Source organism: Pseudomonas sp. Irchel s3f7, from assembly GCF_900187615.1.
GTDB lineage: Bacteria > Pseudomonadota > Gammaproteobacteria > Pseudomonadales > Pseudomonadaceae > Aquipseudomonas.
On the sequence record NZ_FYDO01000005.1, the window covers coordinates 36,957 to 52,983 of the forward strand.

The 16,027-nt window shown below is 60.3% G+C and carries 12 protein-coding genes; 5 read left to right on the top strand and 7 right to left on the bottom strand.

Features of this window, described 5'->3' with window-relative positions; all coding sequences use genetic code 11:
• From CKW19_RS05520 to lpxC, 4 genes are all read left to right on the top strand, one after another.
• Positions 1-870 (top strand): cell division protein FtsQ/DivIB, encoded by an 870-nt coding sequence (locus tag CKW19_RS05520; protein ID WP_095056972.1) that lies wholly within the window; start codon positions 1-3, stop codon positions 868-870.
• A gap of 15 nt (positions 871-885) precedes the next feature.
• Complete coding sequence (gene ftsA / locus CKW19_RS05525; protein WP_095056973.1) at positions 886-2,145, top strand: cell division protein FtsA; 1,260 nt, start codon at positions 886-888, stop codon at positions 2,143-2,145.
• 73 nt (positions 2,146-2,218) lie between these two features.
• Complete coding sequence (gene ftsZ, locus CKW19_RS05530; RefSeq protein WP_095056974.1) at positions 2,219-3,412, top strand: cell division protein FtsZ; 1,194 nt, start codon at positions 2,219-2,221, stop codon at positions 3,410-3,412.
• Between the two features lie 112 nt (positions 3,413-3,524).
• Entirely contained in the window at positions 3,525-4,436 is a 912-nt protein-coding gene (gene lpxC / locus CKW19_RS05535) for a UDP-3-O-acyl-N-acetylglucosamine deacetylase (RefSeq protein ID WP_053154975.1), read from the top strand.
• Between the two features lie 85 nt (positions 4,437-4,521).
• Here lpxC and CKW19_RS05540 read toward each other — a convergent pair whose 3' ends face one another.
• From CKW19_RS05540 to CKW19_RS05570, 7 genes are all read right to left on the bottom strand, one after another.
• The gene (locus CKW19_RS05540) at positions 4,522-6,024 is read right to left on the bottom strand and encodes a sensor domain-containing diguanylate cyclase (RefSeq protein ID WP_095056975.1); all 1,503 of its coding nucleotides are present in this window, start codon (positions 6,022-6,024) and stop codon (positions 4,522-4,524) included.
• A 245-nt stretch (positions 6,025-6,269) separates the two neighbouring features.
• Complete coding sequence (locus CKW19_RS05545) at positions 6,270-6,491, bottom strand: hypothetical protein (protein WP_095057131.1); 222 nt, start codon at positions 6,489-6,491, stop codon at positions 6,270-6,272.
• Between the two features lie 116 nt (positions 6,492-6,607).
• Positions 6,608-7,972 carry a heavy metal sensor histidine kinase gene (locus tag CKW19_RS05550; protein WP_095056976.1) on the bottom strand — a complete coding sequence of 455 codons (1,365 nt, stop codon included), beginning with the start codon at positions 7,970-7,972 and terminating at the stop codon, positions 6,608-6,610.
• Positions 7,962-8,639 (bottom strand): heavy metal response regulator transcription factor, encoded by a 678-nt coding sequence (locus CKW19_RS05555; RefSeq protein WP_033056445.1) that lies wholly within the window; start codon positions 8,637-8,639, stop codon positions 7,962-7,964. Before CKW19_RS05555 ends, CKW19_RS05550 begins: the two co-directional genes overlap by 11 nt.
• Before the next feature lie 8 nt (positions 8,640-8,647).
• Positions 8,648-11,749, bottom strand: a complete 3,102-nt coding sequence (locus tag CKW19_RS05560; protein WP_095056977.1) for a multidrug efflux RND transporter permease subunit — start codon at positions 11,747-11,749, stop codon at positions 8,648-8,650.
• Positions 11,746-12,906: an efflux RND transporter periplasmic adaptor subunit gene (locus CKW19_RS05565; protein WP_095056978.1), complete on the bottom strand. Its 1,161-nt coding sequence runs from the start codon at positions 12,904-12,906 to the stop codon at positions 11,746-11,748. Before CKW19_RS05565 ends, CKW19_RS05560 begins: the two co-directional genes overlap by 4 nt.
• A 307-nt stretch (positions 12,907-13,213) precedes the next feature.
• Entirely contained in the window at positions 13,214-14,182 is a 969-nt protein-coding gene (locus tag CKW19_RS05570; protein ID WP_095056979.1) for a LysR family transcriptional regulator, read from the bottom strand.
• Between the two features lie 273 nt (positions 14,183-14,455).
• Between CKW19_RS05570 and CKW19_RS05575 the strand changes: the two genes are divergently transcribed.
• The gene (locus CKW19_RS05575; protein ID WP_095056980.1) at positions 14,456-15,955 is read left to right on the top strand and encodes an efflux transporter outer membrane subunit; all 1,500 of its coding nucleotides are present in this window, start codon (positions 14,456-14,458) and stop codon (positions 15,953-15,955) included.
• The last annotated feature ends 72 nt before the right edge of the window (positions 15,956-16,027 follow it).

The following is a 16,027-nucleotide window of genomic DNA, read 5'->3' on the forward strand; positions in this document are numbered from 1 at the left end:
ATGCAAGGCGCTCAGCTCAGACATCAGCCTACCGCACCGACCGGCCGCAAGCCGGTGCCGCGGGGTGCCAGCCGTATGGTGGCCAAAGAGCCGATGTCTGCGCGCCTGCCGAAAGCCAACTTTGGTTTTCTCAAAGCGTTGTTCTGGCCAGTGCTGTTGGTCGCGCTGGGGTATGGCACCTACGAAGGCGCGCAGCGATTGCTGCCTTACGCCGACCGGCCGATCACCAGGATCAACGTGCAGGGCGACTTGAGTTACATCAGCCAGCAAGCGGTGCAGCAGCGGATCGCGCCATTCGTGGCGTCGAGCTTCTTCACCATTGACCTGGCGAGCATGCGCACCGAGCTGGAAACGATGCCGTGGATTGCCCACGCCGAAGTGCGTCGGGTGTGGCCGGATCAAGTGGTGATCCGCCTGGAAGAACAACTGCCGGTGGCCCGTTGGGGCGATGAGTCGCTGTTGAACAACCAGGGCCAGGCCTTCACCCCGCGCGAGCTGGCGAACTATGAACACCTGCCACAGCTGTTCGGCCCACAGCGGGCTCAGCAGCAAGTGATGCAGCAATACCAAGTGCTGAGCCAGATGCTCAGACCCATGGGTTTCTCGATTGCACGCCTGGAGCTGCGCGAACGCGGCAGCTGGTTCCTGACCACCGGCCCTGGCAGCGCGGGCCCTGGAATCGAACTGCTGCTGGGGCGCGGCAAGCTGGTGGAAAAGATGCGCCGCTTCATTGCCATCTATGACAAGACGCTTAAAGAACAGATTACGAACATTGCGCGCATCGATCTGCGCTACGCCAACGGCCTTGCTGTTGGCTGGCGGGAACCGGTAGCGCCCACGGCAGCCCAACCCGCTGTCGCGAAGAATTAAGAAGAGGCAGGACCCATGGCAAACGTGCAAAGCGGCAAAATGATCGTCGGTCTCGATATCGGCACCTCCAAGGTGGTGGCGCTGGTAGGCGAGGTCGCGGACGACGGCACGCTGGAAATCGTCGGGATCGGCACCCATCCGTCCCGCGGCCTGAAAAAAGGCGTGGTAGTGAACATCGAGTCCACTGTGCAATCGATCCAGCGCGCGATCGAAGAAGCACAGCTGATGGCGGGTTGCCGCATTCACTCGGCATTCGTCGGCGTGGCCGGCAATCACATCCGCAGCCTGAACTCCCACGGCATCGTGGCGATTCGTGATCGCGAAGTCAGCTCCGCCGACCTTGAGCGCGTACTCGACGCCGCCCAGGCCGTGGCGATCCCGGCTGACCAGCGTGTGCTGCACACCCTGCCACAGGATTACGTGATCGATAACCAGGAAGGCGTTCGTGAGCCACTGGGCATGTCCGGCGTGCGTCTGGAAGCCAAGGTTCACGTGGTCACCTGCGCCGTCAACGCTGCGCAAAACATTGAAAAATGTGTGCGTCGCTGCGGTCTGGAAATTGACGACATCATTCTTGAGCAACTCGCTTCGGCGTACTCGGTACTGACCGACGACGAGAAAGAGCTGGGCGTGTGCCTGGTGGACATCGGTGGCGGCACCACCGACATCGCGATCTTCACCGAAGGTGCGATCCGTCACACCGCCGTGATCCCGATTGCGGGCGATCAGGTGACCAACGACATCGCCATGGCGTTGCGCACTCCGACCCAGTACGCCGAAGAAATCAAGATTCGCTATGCCTGCGCCCTGGCCAAACTGGCCGGTGCCGGTGAAACCATCAAGGTGCCAAGCGTTGGCGACCGTCCTCCGCGCGAACTGTCCCGCCAGGCCCTGGCCGAAGTGGTTGAGCCGCGTTACGACGAACTGTTCACCCTGATCCAGGCCGAGCTGCGTCGCAGCGGCTACGAAGACCTGATTCCGGCCGGCATCGTGCTGACCGGCGGTACCGCGAAGATGGAAGGCGCCACTGAACTGGCCGAGGAAATCTTCCACATGCCGGTGCGCCTGGGCGTGCCTCATGGCGTCAAGGGCCTGGATGACGTGGTCCGCAACCCGATTTACTCCACAGGCGTTGGCCTGTTGATGTACGGCCTGCAGAAACAGTCCGACGGCATTTCGTTCTCGGGCATCGGCAGCCGCGACAGCTACAGCAACGAAGACCCACAGGCGCCGCTGCTGGACCGCCTGAAGAAGTGGGTCCAGGGCAATTTTTAAAGCTTTACCGCAACACCGTAATACCGAAGCACGCAGTAGGCGAAAAAACTAGAGAAATGAAAGGAGAGGGAAAATGTTCGAACTCGTAGACAACATCCCCGCAAGCCCGGTAATCAAAGTTATCGGTGTCGGCGGTGGCGGCGGCAACGCTGTCAACCATATGGTCAAGAGCAACATTGAAGGCGTCGAATTCATCTGCGCCAACACTGATGCCCAGGCGCTGAAAAGCATCAGCGCGCGGACCATCCTGCAACTGGGTACCGGCGTGACCAAAGGTCTGGGTGCCGGTGCCAACCCTGAAGTAGGTCGTCAGGCCGCTCTCGAAGACCGTGAGCGCATTGCCGAAGTCCTGCAGGGCACCAACATGGTGTTCATCACCACGGGCATGGGCGGAGGTACCGGTACCGGTGCTGCGCCGATCATTGCCGAAGTGGCCAAGGAAATGGGGATCCTCACCGTTGCGGTCGTGACCCGTCCGTTCCCGTTCGAAGGCCGCAAGCGTATGCAGCTGGCCGACGAAGGTATCCGTCTGCTGTCTGAAAGCGTCGACTCGTTGATCACCATTCCCAACGAGAAGCTGCTGACCATCCTCGGTAAGGACGCCAGCCTGCTGTCGGCTTTCGCCAAGGCGGACGATGTACTGGCCGGTGCCGTTCGCGGTATCTCCGACATCATCAAGCGTCCGGGTATGATCAACGTCGACTTTGCCGACGTTCGTACCGTGATGAGCGAAATGGGCATGGCGATGATGGGCACTGGCTGCGCCAGCGGTCCGAACCGTGCACGCGAAGCCACCGAAGCGGCCATTCGCAACCCGTTGCTCGAAGACGTGAACCTGCAAGGCGCTCGCGGCATCCTGGTGAACATCACCGCCGGTCCTGACCTGTCCCTGGGTGAGTACTCCGACGTGGGTAGCATCATCGAGGCGTTCGCATCCGAGCACGCGATGGTCAAGGTCGGTACCGTTATCGATCCGGACATGCGCGACGAGCTGCACGTGACTGTCGTTGCCACCGGTCTTGGCGCTAAAATCGAGAAGCCTGTGAAGGTCATCGACAATACCGTTCACACTTCGATGGCTCCACAGCCACAACAACAGGCCCCTGTTCGTCAGGAAGCTCCAGCGGTGAATTACCGTGACCTGGACCGTCCGACCGTCATGCGCAACCAGGCTCAGGCCGGTGCTGCGACTGCCGCGAAGATGAATCCACAAGATGATCTGGATTACCTGGACATCCCGGCATTCCTGCGTCGTCAGGCCGATTGATGAAATGTATCAGGGCTATGAAGGTGATTGGTGTTCAGCAAAGGCATGGTCTGCTATCATCGCCAGCCTTTGTTGATACCAGTTCGCAATTTGCGCTGAAGCGGCCCAAGCCATGATTAAACAACGCACACTGAAAAATATTATCCGTGCCACAGGTGTAGGTCTGCACTCCGGGGAGAAGGTATACCTGACCCTCAAGCCTGCGCCGATCGACACCGGCATCGTCTTTCGCCGTAACGACCTCGATCCAGTGGTCGAGATCCCGGCGCGTGCGGCCAATGTCGGCGAGACAACCATGTCGACGACGCTGGTCAACGGTGACGTAAAAGTGGACACGGTGGAGCACTTGCTCTCGGCCATGGCTGGCCTGGGCATCGATAACGCCTACGTCGAGCTCTCCGCGTCCGAAGTTCCGATCATGGATGGCAGCGCTGGACCCTTCGTATTTCTGATTCAGTCGGCAGGCCTGGAAGAACAGGACGCCGCCAAGAAATTCATCCGCATCCTGCGTGAAGTGACAGTGGAAGATGGCGACAAGCGCGCCACTTTCGTCCCTTTCGAAGGTTTCAAGGTGAGCTTCGAGATCGACTTCGATCACCCGGTTTTCCGTGACCGCACCCAAAGTGCAAGCGTGGATTTTTCCAGCACTTCGTTCGTTAAAGAAGTCAGCCGCGCCCGTACCTTTGGTTTCATGAGTGACATCGAGTACCTGCGCAAGCACAACCTCGCACTCGGCGGCAGTGTTGAGAACGCAATTGTGGTTGACGCTGATGGCGTACTGAACGAAGACGGCCTTCGCTATGAAGACGAATTCGTGAAGCACAAGATCCTCGACGCAATTGGTGACCTCTACCTGCTGGGCAATAGCCTGATTGGTGAGTTCAAGGGCTTCAAGTCCGGCCACGCACTGAACAACCAGCTGCTGCGCAAATTGATTGAGCAGACAGATGCCTGGGAAGTCGTGACGTTCGAAGACGCCAGCACCGCACCAATTTCTTACATGCGCCCTGTTGCGGCCGTGTAAGTAAAAAACCTCTCTAGTTTTTTAAGGGCTACCTTCGGGTGGCCTTTTTTTATGTCTGCATGAATCAGAAGATCCAGCGATCTTTTCAGCTGGCGCACACCACCCGATTCCGCCCGCCTTCCTTGGCCTGATACAGCGCCTTGTCCGCGCTGAACAGCAACTGCTCCAGGCTGATCTCGCTGGCCGATGTGCAGGTGGCGATACCGATGCTGACCGTCATTGGTGATTGAGGGGCGCCTGCCACTGGCATGTTCTGGACCGCTTCCCGGATCTGCTCGGCGATCTGCCGTGCACCTTCACTGTCGGTTTCAGCCAGGATCACCGAAAACTCCTCGCCACCGTAGCGGGCCACCAGGTCCGTGGGGCGATGGACATGGGTGCGGATAACATCGGCCAACGCCCGCAGGGCTTCGTCGCCTGCCTGATGGCCATGCTGATCATTGAAAGCCTTGAAGTGATCGGCATCGATCATCAGCAACGACAAGGGCTTGCCGGAACGTTGTGCACGAAACCATTCATGGCTCAGCGCATGATCGAGGGTTCGACGGTTGGCAACGCCGGTCAGGGCATCGGTGGCGGCCAATTGCGCCAGATCCTGCTCGGCCTGGTGCCGCAAACGCAGTTCGCGGCAAAGCAACCAGGTCAGCCACAAGAGGCCAATGCACAGGACACCGGTTGCGCCGCTGATCACCCATGCCGTGCGCTTCCAGGTGGCGAATACTTCATCGAGGGACAGTGCGACGATGACGGTCAACGGCAGATTACCGACCCGGGAAAAGGTGTACAGGCGCCGTTGGAAATCGACGCTCGACACGCTGTTGAAGTTGCCATTGCGCGCTTGCAATATCCTGACGACATTGGGGTTGCTGGCGAAACTCTTGCCGATCAAGTTTTCTTTCAGATAAGGCTTCTGCGCCAGGAGAATGCCATCGTCATTGATGATGGCCAGTGCACTGCCGGTACCGATGTCCAGACTGTTGAAGAGTTGATCGAAATAGCTCATGCGCATCGAGGCCACCGCAACACCCAGAAACTCACCCGTGGGCGAGGCAATGCGTCGGCTGAAACTAATGCGCCATTCATCTTTTTCTTCACATTCGCAGCGGGGTTTGAACGGTCGGCTGATGAACATGCCGGTGTCGTGGTTGAAGGCATGGGCGAGGAAATAGTCGCGATCGGCGAAATTGGCCGGTTTGGGCTCGATCAACGACGAGTCGGCCAATACCTCGCCATGCTTGTCCAGCAACAGGATGTCGCCTTTGTAACGCGCGGTGGTGGAGCGGTCGAACAGCACCAGATGGCGAATCTGCGCAGACACCTGTTTCAGATCGTCCCGTTGCGCGGCCGCGATCAGTCCTTGCAGTATCAGATCGTAAAGCTCCACCGTGCGCAGCACATCGGCGTCGATCAGTTGCGCAATGGTCGTGGCGCTGCGGGTAGCAGCCTGCTGGGCGTTGGTGTGTTCGCGAATCAGCAGGAACGTGACAATGCACAGGATTGCGATAACCGTCAGGGAGCTGCCGAGGATCACCATGATCTCCGGTCGACCGGTATTGCCTGAAACATGCGGGAGGCGGTTTGCGGTCATAGGGCGGGTATCTGTTGGAGGGACTGTGTAAGCGTAGTTCCATTAGCGTAATAACTGAATGATTCGGCCTCGGTGCCAGGAGGGTTGATCCATTGCAAAGGGCGTGAGTGATCATCGTTACAGCCCACGCAATGAAACGGTGAAGCCAGCATAAAAAAAGCCGCTGACAGCAGCGGCTTGAAGACAACTTTTCAAAGGGAAGAGCCGATGGAAAGTGTCGAGGGAAACGGGAGCGATGCGCGCAATCAGCTGTCTTTTTCGGTTTGCTGGGTTTGAATGCGCAACGCTTGTGCTGCCTGGGTGGCCTCAGGGGTTTTGGCTGTCATCTCGATTTGCTGTGCCTCGAAGGCGGCGGCGCGCGTGGCGTTTTGCGTGACGAACGTCTGCGACTCCTCCGCGAAGGCCAATGGCGACAGGAACAAAGAAGACAAAACAAAAGCGCTGGCAATACCCATACGGTTGGACATCGTTAAAACCTTCTTGCTTGGCAAGTGCTGTTTGGTGCGGGCAAAGATAAGGAGGTCGGAGGTTTTGAAAAAGAGCGGATTCATGAAAGGACTGTTACAGCAGAAGCAAAGATCGCTCAGACAGGCAGGTGAATGCCGAAGGTATTCATGCCCTGGTCGCTGCGCACAAACACATCGCCGCCATGCATCAGCGCAATCGCCTTGACGATGGCCAGTCCCAACCCATGGTTGTGGCCGCTGTTGCTGCGCGACGCATCGACCCGGTAGAAGCGTTCGAACAGGCGCGGTAGATGTTCACGGTCAATCGGCGATCCGGGGTTGGCCACGCCGATGCTGACTTGATGCTCACCCACCTCGATCCGCACTTGAATCACTTGCCCGGGCGCGGTGTGTTGCACAGCGTTGTTCAGCAGATTGATCAGCGCCCGACGCAGGTGAGCGATCTCGATCTGCACGTGCGCATCGCCACTGACCTCGACTTGAACCTGGGCATCTTCAAGGATGAAGTCCAGGTATTCCAAGGTCGTCGCCACTTCATCGGCCAGCGATGTAGAGGTCAGTTTGGTCGCCTTGCTGCCCTGATCGGCGCTGGCCAGGAACAGCATGTCGTTGATGATTGAACGCAGTCGTTCCAGTTCTTCGAGGTTCGATTGCAGCACTTCGAAATAGTGCTCGGCGGAGCGGCCGCGGGTCAGCGCGACCTGGGTCTGGCCAATCAGGTTGGTCAGCGGTGAGCGCAGCTCATGGGCCACGTCGGCATTGAAGGACTCGAGGCGCGAGTAGGCCTGTTCGACCCGTTCCAGCGTCGAGTTGAATGACTTGACGAACTGATCGAGTTCCGGCGGCAACGGCGACAGCCGCAAGCGCCCCGAGCGCAAGGGCGGTGCCAGGCGTTGGGCTTCCTGGGACAGTTTGATCAACGGCTGGAGCCCGATTCGCGCCACCCAGTAACCCAGCGCCGAGGCCATCAGCACGCCAATGATCGCCAGGCTGATCAGGGCAATCAGCAACTGGTGTTGCGTGTGGAAAAACGTCTCGGTGTCGATGCCGATCATGAAACGCAGCGGCGGGCGATGATCCTTGGCCGGAAACTCGCTGACCAGCACTTTCATCGGGTAGGGCTGGTCTGGCAACTGCAGGTCGCGCATGCCCAGCGGTCCCTCGGCGAAGGTGCGGATCGACGGTGTAGGGTTGCCATATTCATAGTGCGGATCGCCGCTGGTGATCCAGAAACTGATGCGCTTGTCTTCTTCACCCAGCAGCTTGAGTTTGTTGTTGATCTTCACCCAATGCTCGGGCGTGCCGTAACGGCCGACGGTGGATTCAAGCACGCTGTAGCGCGCATCCAGCTCAGCTTCGGGCAGCAAACCCAGGCCTTTATCGACCTCTTGGTACAGCGCCCAACCAATCAACAGAAAGACCAAAAGCGCCACCAGCGTAAACATCCCGCTCAGGCGCAGCGCAATGCTGTTACTGGACACCACGGCTCTCCAGCACATAACCCATGCCGCGAATGGTGTGCAGCAGTTTCTCTTCGAACGGCCCGTCGAGTTTGGCCCGCAGGCGTTTGATCGCGACTTCGACGACGTTGGCGTCGCTGTCGAAATTGATGTCCCAGACCATTTCGGCGATGGCGGTTTTCGAGAGAATTTCCCCTTGCCGACGGGCCAGCACGCTGAGCAGCGAAAACTCCTTGGCGGTCAGGTCCAGGCGGGTGCCGGCGCGGGTGGCCTTGCGGCTGATCAAATCTATCCACAGGTCGGCGATGCTCACTTGCACCGGTTCATGGCCGCCGCTGCGGCGGGTCAGCGCTTGCAGACGCGCCACCAGTTCAAGGAAGGAAAACGGTTTGCCGAGGTAATCATCGGCACCATCGCGCAGGCCTTTGATGCGGTCTTCGACGCGCTCGCGGGCGGTGAGCATGATCACCGGGGTTTGCTTGCGCGCACGCAGGGCACGCAGTACGCCGAAGCCGTCGAGGCCCGGCAGCATCACGTCGAGGACGATCACCGCGTAGTCGCTTTCCAGCGCCAGGTGCAGGCCTTCGACCCCGTCGCGGGCCAGGTCTACGGTGTAACCCTGTTCCGTCAGGCCGCGGTGCAGATAGTCCGCGGTTTTTTCTTCGTCTTCGATAATCAGAACGCGCATGACCCGCCTCAGTCTGTGGTCGCCAGCGCCGCAACCGGCGTTGGTTTAGGTCGATGAAATAGCCGCTCAAGCCACAAGTAGATGACCGGCGTGGTGAACAACGTCAGGGCCTGGCTTACCAGCAAGCCGCCGACCACCGCGATCCCCAGCGGTTGGCGCAACTCGGCGCCAGTGCCGTAACCGAGCATCAATGGCAGTGCGCCGAGGAGTGCGGCGAGGGTGGTCATGATGATCGGCCGGAAGCGAGTAATACAGGCCTTGAAGATCGCCTCTTCCGGCGACAAGCCGCCGTTGCGCTGCGCTTCGAGGGCGAAGTCGATCATCAGGATGCCGTTCTTCTTGACGATACCGATCAGCAGCACCAGCCCGATCAGGGCCATGATCGAAAAGTCCTGGCCGCAAATCCACAGCATGATCACCGCGCCCAGGCCTGCCGAGGGCAAGGTCGAAATGATCGTCAGCGGATGCACGAAGCTCTCATAGAGCACGCCCAGAATGATGTACACCGCCACCAGCGCCGCCAGGATCAGCCACGGCTGACTGGCCAGCGAACTCTGGAACGCCTGGGCCGCGCCCTGGAAATTGCCGCTGATCGCCGCCGGCATGCCGATGTCGGCCTTGGCCTGGTTGAGCATGATCACCGCATCACCCAACGCCACGCCGGGCGCCAGATTGAACGACAGGTTGGCGGCCGGGAACATGCCGTCGTGGGCGATGGACAACGGGCCGATGGTCGGAGCATCGAACTTGGCCAGGGCCGACAGCGGCACCATTTCTCCGCTCAGGGGCGAGCGCAGGTAGAAATAGTTGAGGCTTTCGGCCTTGCCGCGCTGTTTGGTGTCCAGCTCAAGAATCACGTTGTACTGGTTGACCTGTGTCTGGAACTCGTTGATCTGCCGCTGACCGAACGCGTCATACAGCGCTTCGTCGACATCGCTGGCGGTCAGGCCGAAACGGGCAGCGGCGCTGCGGTCGATGCTGATGTGGGTGATGCTGCCGCCCAGTTGCAGGTCGTTGGAAATGTCGCGGAATGCCGGGTTGCCGCGCAGTTTTTCCGTCAGGCGCTGGGTCCAGGTGCTGAGTGTCGCGCCGTCGTTGCTCTTGATCACGTACTGGTATTGGGCACGGCTCGGGCCGGAGCTGAGGTTGATGTCCTGACCGGCACGCAGATACAGCACAATGCCCGGGACTTTCATCAGTTGCGGGCGAATCCGGTCGATGAATTCGCTGGCCGAGACATCACGGTCGCCACGTTTTTTCAGGGCAATCCAGAAGCGGCCATTGGCGATGGTCTGGTTGCTGCCCGAGACGCCGACCGAGTGGGAAAAGGACTGCACAGCTGGATCGGCGGCGACGATTTCTGCCATCGCCAAGTGTTTTTTCACCATGTCGCCGTAGGAGATGTCGGCGGCAGCTTCGGTGGTGCCAAGGACGAAACCGGTGTCCTGGATCGGAAAGAAGCCTTTAGGGATGAAGATGTAACCGGCAACTGCCAGGCCCAACGAGAGACCAAACACACCGATCATGAATTTCTGGTGAGCGAGTGCACGGTGCAGGCCTTTTTCGTACCACGCCAACAGGCGATCGCCGAAGCCCGGTTTGTCGTGGGCGTGATGCACCGGCGCACGCATGAACAACGCGGCCAGGGTCGGCGCCAACGTCAGGGACACCACCACCGAAATCAGGATGGTCGAGGTGGCGGTCAGGGCGAACTCCTTGAACAACCGACCGACCACGCCGCCCATGAACAGCAGCGGAATGAACGCCGCCACCAGCGAGAAGCTGATCGACACCACGGTGAAGCCGATTTCACCGGCGCCCTTGATCGCCGCCTCGCGCATGTCGTCGCCGGCTTCGAGATGGCGGTGGATGTTTTCCACCACCACGATCGCATCGTCGACCACAAACCCCACGGCCACCACGATCGCCACCAGCGTCAGGTTGTTCAGGCTGAAGCCCATCACATACATCAGCGCAAAACTGGCGATCAACGACACACCGAGCACCGCCGACACAATCAGCGTGGCCGACAGTTGGCGCAGGAACAACGCCATCACCGCCACCACCAGCATCACAGCGATCAGCAAAGTGATTTCCACCTCATGCAGCGAGGCGCGGATGGTTTGGGTCCGGTCGATCAACACCTTGACCTGCACCGAGGCCGGCAACATCGCTTGCAGCGCCGGCAGCGCAGCCTGGATGCGATCCACGGTCTCGACGATGTTGGCGCCCGGCTGGCGAAAGATCACCAGGTTGACGCCCGGTTGCGAACCCGCCCACGCCTGCACGTAGGCATCTTCCGAGCCGTTGACGACTTTGGCGACATCCTTGAGGTGAACCGGGGCGCCGTCCTTGTAGGAAACGATCAACTGGCTGTATTCGTCAGGGTGGAACAGTTGATCATTGGTCGAAAGCGTTGAAATGCTCGACTCGCCGTACAGCGCACCTTTGGCCAGGTTGAGGCTGGTCTGCTGGATCGCCAGGCGAATGTCCGCGAGAGTCAGGCCGATGGCAGCGAGTTTGTCGGCGGACACCTGAACGCGAATTGCCGGACGTTGCTGACCGGTAATCGACACCTGTCCTACACCGTCGACCTGGCTGAGCTGACGGGACAGCAACGTTTCCGTCAGGTCGCTGAGTTCCGGGCCGGGCATCAGCGACGAGTTGACGGATAGGATCAGCACCGGGCTGTCGGCCGGGTTGACCTTGCGCCAGGTCGGCAGGTTCGGCATGTCCTTGGGCAACTTGCCGGAAGCGGTGTTGATCGCCGCCTGAACTTCCTGGGCGGCGGTGTCGATGCTTTTCTCGAGGGTGAATTGCAGGGTCAGGATGGTCGAGCCGAGCGCGCTGCTCGACGTCATCTGCGTCACGCCGGGGATGGCACTGAATTGCACTTCCAGGGGCGTGGCCACCGACGACGCCATGGTTTCCGGGCTGGCGCCGGGCAGTTGCGCCGCCACCTGGATGGTCGGGAATTCCGCTTCCGGCAGCGGTGCGATGGGCAGGCGCGGGAAGGCAATCGCGCCCAGCAGCACCAACGCAAAGGTCAGCAGGATAGTCGCGACGGGGTGATCGATGCACCACGCGGAAATCGAGCCATGACCTTTCATGGCGTCGGCTCCGATTGCACCACCTGCGGCGGATCGGTCAGCACTTGAACCACCGAGCCGGGTTTGAGACGCGACTGGCCATCGCTGACCAGTTGATCGCCGGCCTGCACGCCTTTGATGATGTTCAGGCCGCTGTCCTGATAGACCATTTGCACCGCGACGGTTTCGACTTTGTCGCCCTTGAGGCGGTAAACGAAATGTTGATCGAGGCCACGCTGTACGACGTTGGGCGGTACGACCAGCGCATCTTTATCCAGTGCTGTCTGAATTTTTACCGTCACCAGCAGGCCCGGCCAGAGTTTCTGCCCGGCGTTGTCGAATTCAGCCTTGGCGCGGATGGTGCCGGTGTTGGCGTTGATCTGGTTGTCGATCAGGGTCATATGACCTTCGCCCAACAGGTTGCCGGTTTCGCCATCGGTGTCGGCCCCGATGTAGGCCTTGACCCGGGCGCGCTGCGGGTCGCTGATCAGGCTTTGCAGAGTCGGCAGCATTTGCTGCGGCAGGGAGAATTCCACGGCGATCGGGTCGATCTGGGTCACCGTGAACAGGCCCAGGGTGTCGGTCATGCGTAGGAAGTTGCCTTCATCCACGGTGCGAATGCCGACGCGACCGGTGACCGGGGAGCGAATCTGTGTGTAGGACAACTGCACCTGAGCGGCATCGATTGAAGCCTGATTGCCTTGGGCGGTGGCTTTGAGCTGGTTGACCAGGGCTTGTTGCTGGTCGTAGGTCTGCTTGGAAACACCGTCGTCGACGCTCAGCAGTTTGTAGCGCTGGAGGTTGACCAGTGCGACTTGCAGTTGTGCCTGGCTTTCACCGAGTTGTGCCCGGGCCTGGTCGAGGTTGGCGCGGATCGAGCGGTCGTCGATGGTGGCCAGCAGGTCGCCTTTCTTCACCAATTGGCCTTCCTTGACCATGATTTTGGTGAGGATGCCGTCGATTTGCGGGCGGACCACGACGCTGTGCAGGGACAGGACCGAGCCGATGCCGCTGACGAAACGCGGCACGTCCTTTTCGGTGACGCTGACGATGCGTACGGGGATGGCGGTGGGGGTGGCGAGTTTGGTTTTTTCCGGTTTGGTGGCGTACCACAGGCCCAGCGCTGCCAGGAGGATCAGGAGGGCGACGAGCAGGGCGGGTTTTTGCTGGATTCGCATGCGAGTGGGGCGCCGGGGCTGGGTGGTCGGTAGGAGGGTAAGGTAGTTTCCTTTATAAACCTGTTTGCTGGTCAGGAGGGTGACTGCTAACTGACGGCGCTGTCAGTTTGGCTTGGGCTTTGCGGCCTTATAGCCGAAGTTTTCTTCGGTAAAGGCAACTTATGGATTCGCAGCGATCCCTGTAGGCGCTGGCTTGCCAGCGAATGGGCTCGAAATCGATGCAATATTCAAGGTTGCCTTCGCCAGCAAGCCGGCTCCTACAGGAAATCAGGCCTCTCAGGATCTTTGCAGGCGCTGGCTTGCCACATTAATTCGCCACCCGAACCCCACCCAGACTCCCGCTCAGTTCGTACGCCGCCAATTCCGCCTGATGCGCCGCCAGCAACTCCGGCAGCGAGCCGCGCAAGTACTCGACCCAGGTCTTGATCTTCGCATCCAGATACTGCCGCGACGGGTAGATCGCATACAGGTTCAGTTCCTGCGAGCGGTACTGAGGCATCACGCGTACCAGTGTGCCGTCGCGCAAGCCGTCGATGGCGGCGTACAGCGGCAGCACGCCGACGCCCATGCCGCTGGTGATCGCGGTTTTCATGGCGTCGGCGGAGTTCACCAGGAAGGGCGAACTGTTGATGGTGACCATCTCCTGGCCTTCCGGGCCGTCGAAGGCCCATTTTTCCAGGGGGAGCACCGGGCTCACCAGGCGCAGGCAGGCGTGGTTGAGCAGGTCGCTGGGTTTCTGCGCGCAACCGTTGACTTTGACGTAGGCCGGGGAGGCGCAAACGATGCTGTAGGTGATGCCCAGGCGCTGGGACACAAAACCCGAGTCCGGCAGTTCGCTGGCGAGGACGATGGACACGTCGTAACCCTCGTCGAGCAGGTCCGGCACGCGGTTGGCCATGGTCAGGTCGAAGGTCACGTCCGGGTGAGTCTTGCGATAGCGGGCAATGGCGTCGATCACGAAGTGCTGGCCGATGCCGGTCATGGTGTGCACTTTCAATTGCCCGGCCGGGCGCGCGTGGGCGTCGCTGGCTTCGGCCTCGGCTTCTTCGACGTAGGCGAGGATCTGCTCGCAGCGCAGCAGGTAGCGCTTGCCGGCTTCGGTCAACGCAATGCGGCGGGTCGTTCGGTTGAGCAGGCGGGTTTGCAGGTGGGCTTCCAGATTGGAGACCGCGCGCGAGACGTTGGCCGTGGTGGTGTCGAGTTGCACGGCGGCAGCGGTGAAGCTGCCGGCTTCGGCCACGTAACTGAAGGCGCGCATGTTTTGCAAAGTGTCCATGGGGTGCTCTCGAGTGCGATGGCAAATTGTGACACGAAGTTTCGGGGGCTGAGACCCCGACCAAGGGATTATCTCGTTAACGGTAACAAAGATTCACAGGAATCCCAGCTTATCGACATCAAAGCCCACCCATAGAATTGCGCGGACTGTAGGAGCCGGCTTGCTGGCGATGGCATCGCTGCGGTCATCCAGATGCCGCGCGATGTCTGCATCGCCAGCAAGCCGGCTCCTACAAGATCTCGTTATCCCCCCTATTTTCAGGAAATCGCAGCAGTGCCGCGTCGCATCAGCAGAGCGCTTCAGCCGCTCAGTGTTTTGGCTTTAACCCTGGCAATCAGCGGCTGCATCGGAACCGGAGGTATTGCCCCGCAGGGCAAGGCGCTGGAGGTCAGTTCACTGGCCACCGACGACGCCATCCAGAGCGCCACTCAGGATGCACACTGGCCCACCGCACAATGGTGGCAGGCCTATGGCGACCCGCAACTGAACCGCTGGATCGAGCTTGCCCTTCAAGATAGCCCGACGTTGGCCATGGCCACCGCCCGCGTGCGTCAGGCCAGATCCATGGCCGGTGTCGCCGAGGCCGCCGAGTCGTTGCAGATCAATGGCGATTCCACCCTCAAGCGGCACAACTGGCCGACCGATCAGTTCTATGGCCCCGGCGACCTGGCCAACAGCACCACCTGGGACAACAACGCCGCGTTGGGCTTCAGTTACGCACTCGACCTGTGGGACCGCGAAAGCAATACCACCGAGCGCGCTGTCGACATGGCCCACATGACGGTGGCTGAGGCGCGACAGGCGCAGCTCGAATTGCAGAACAACATCGTGCGCGTCTACATCGAACTGTCGTTGCATTACGCGCAACGGGACATCGTTGAAGCGACGCTCAAGCAGCAACAGCAAATCCTCGAACTGGCGCAGAAACGTTTGGGCGGTGGTATCGGCACCCATTTCGAAGTCAGTCAGGCCGAAACGCCATTGCCGGAAACCCATCGCCAGATCGATGCGCTGGACGAAGAGATCGCCCTGAGCCGCAACCAACTCGCCGCCCTGGCCGGCAAAGGCCCAGGGGAGGGCGCAAAGGTGCAGCGTCCGACGCTGTCCTTGGGCGCGGCTCTGAAACTGCCGTCGTCATTGCCGGCGCAGTTGCTCGGCCAGCGCCCGGACGTGGTCGCCAGTCGCTGGCAAGTGGCGGCGCAGGCGCGGGGCATTGATGTCGCGCACGCGGGTTTCTACCCGAACGTTGATCTGGTCGGCAGCCTCGGCTACATGGCCACCGGCGGTGGTGCGCTGGAGTTCTTGACCGGCAAGAAACTCAACTACACGGTCGGCCCGGCCATTTCCTTGCCGATCTTCGACGGCGGGCGTTTGCGTGCAGAGCTGGGTGAAGCCTCGGCCGGGTATGACATCGCTGTGGCGCACTACAACCAGACCGTGGTCAACGCGCTGAAAAACATCTCCGACCAGTTGATCCGCCGCGAGTCCATGGACAAGCAGCAGGCCTTCGCCGCCGAGTCGGTGGCCACGGCGCAGAAGACCTACGACATCGCAATGATTGCCTATCAGCGTGGCCTCACCGATTACCTCAACGTGCTCAATTCCCAGACGTTGTTGTTCAAGCAGCAGCAGGTTCAGCAGCAGGTGCAGGCAGCGCGATTGAGTGCCCATGCCGAACTGGTGACGGCGCTTGGCGGCGGCTTGGGCGCGGGCAACGATGTGCCGTCTGCCGAACAGACTCAAGTGCCGAAAATACCGGTTCTTCTTCGATGAACTTGATGTGTCAGGCACACCCAGAAATGTGGCGAGGGAGCTTGCTCCCGCTTGAGTGCGCAGCACTCACAA

What these genes read in the sequence shown, in the direction of transcription:
- CKW19_RS05520 (WP_095056972.1), top strand. Translation starts at nt 1, where the DNA reads ATGCAAGGCGCTCAGCTCAGACATCAGCCTACCGCACCGACCGGCCGC.
- ftsA (WP_095056973.1), top strand. Translation starts at nt 886, where the DNA reads ATGGCAAACGTGCAAAGCGGCAAAATGATCGTCGGTCTCGATATCGGC.
- ftsZ (WP_095056974.1), top strand. Translation starts at nt 2,219, where the DNA reads ATGTTCGAACTCGTAGACAACATCCCCGCAAGCCCGGTAATCAAAGTT.
- lpxC (WP_053154975.1), top strand. Translation starts at nt 3,525, where the DNA reads ATGATTAAACAACGCACACTGAAAAATATTATCCGTGCCACAGGTGTA.
- CKW19_RS05540 (WP_095056975.1), bottom strand. Translation starts at nt 6,024, where the DNA reads ATGACCGCAAACCGCCTCCCGCATGTTTCAGGCAATACCGGTCGACCG.
- CKW19_RS05545 (WP_095057131.1), bottom strand. Translation starts at nt 6,491, where the DNA reads ATGTCCAACCGTATGGGTATTGCCAGCGCTTTTGTTTTGTCTTCTTTG.
- CKW19_RS05555 (WP_033056445.1), bottom strand. Translation starts at nt 8,639, where the DNA reads ATGCGCGTTCTGATTATCGAAGACGAAGAAAAAACCGCGGACTATCTG.
- CKW19_RS05560 (WP_095056977.1), bottom strand. Translation starts at nt 11,749, where the DNA reads ATGAAAGGTCATGGCTCGATTTCCGCGTGGTGCATCGATCACCCCGTC.
- CKW19_RS05565 (WP_095056978.1), bottom strand. Translation starts at nt 12,906, where the DNA reads ATGCGAATCCAGCAAAAACCCGCCCTGCTCGTCGCCCTCCTGATCCTC.
- CKW19_RS05570 (WP_095056979.1), bottom strand. Translation starts at nt 14,182, where the DNA reads ATGGACACTTTGCAAAACATGCGCGCCTTCAGTTACGTGGCCGAAGCC.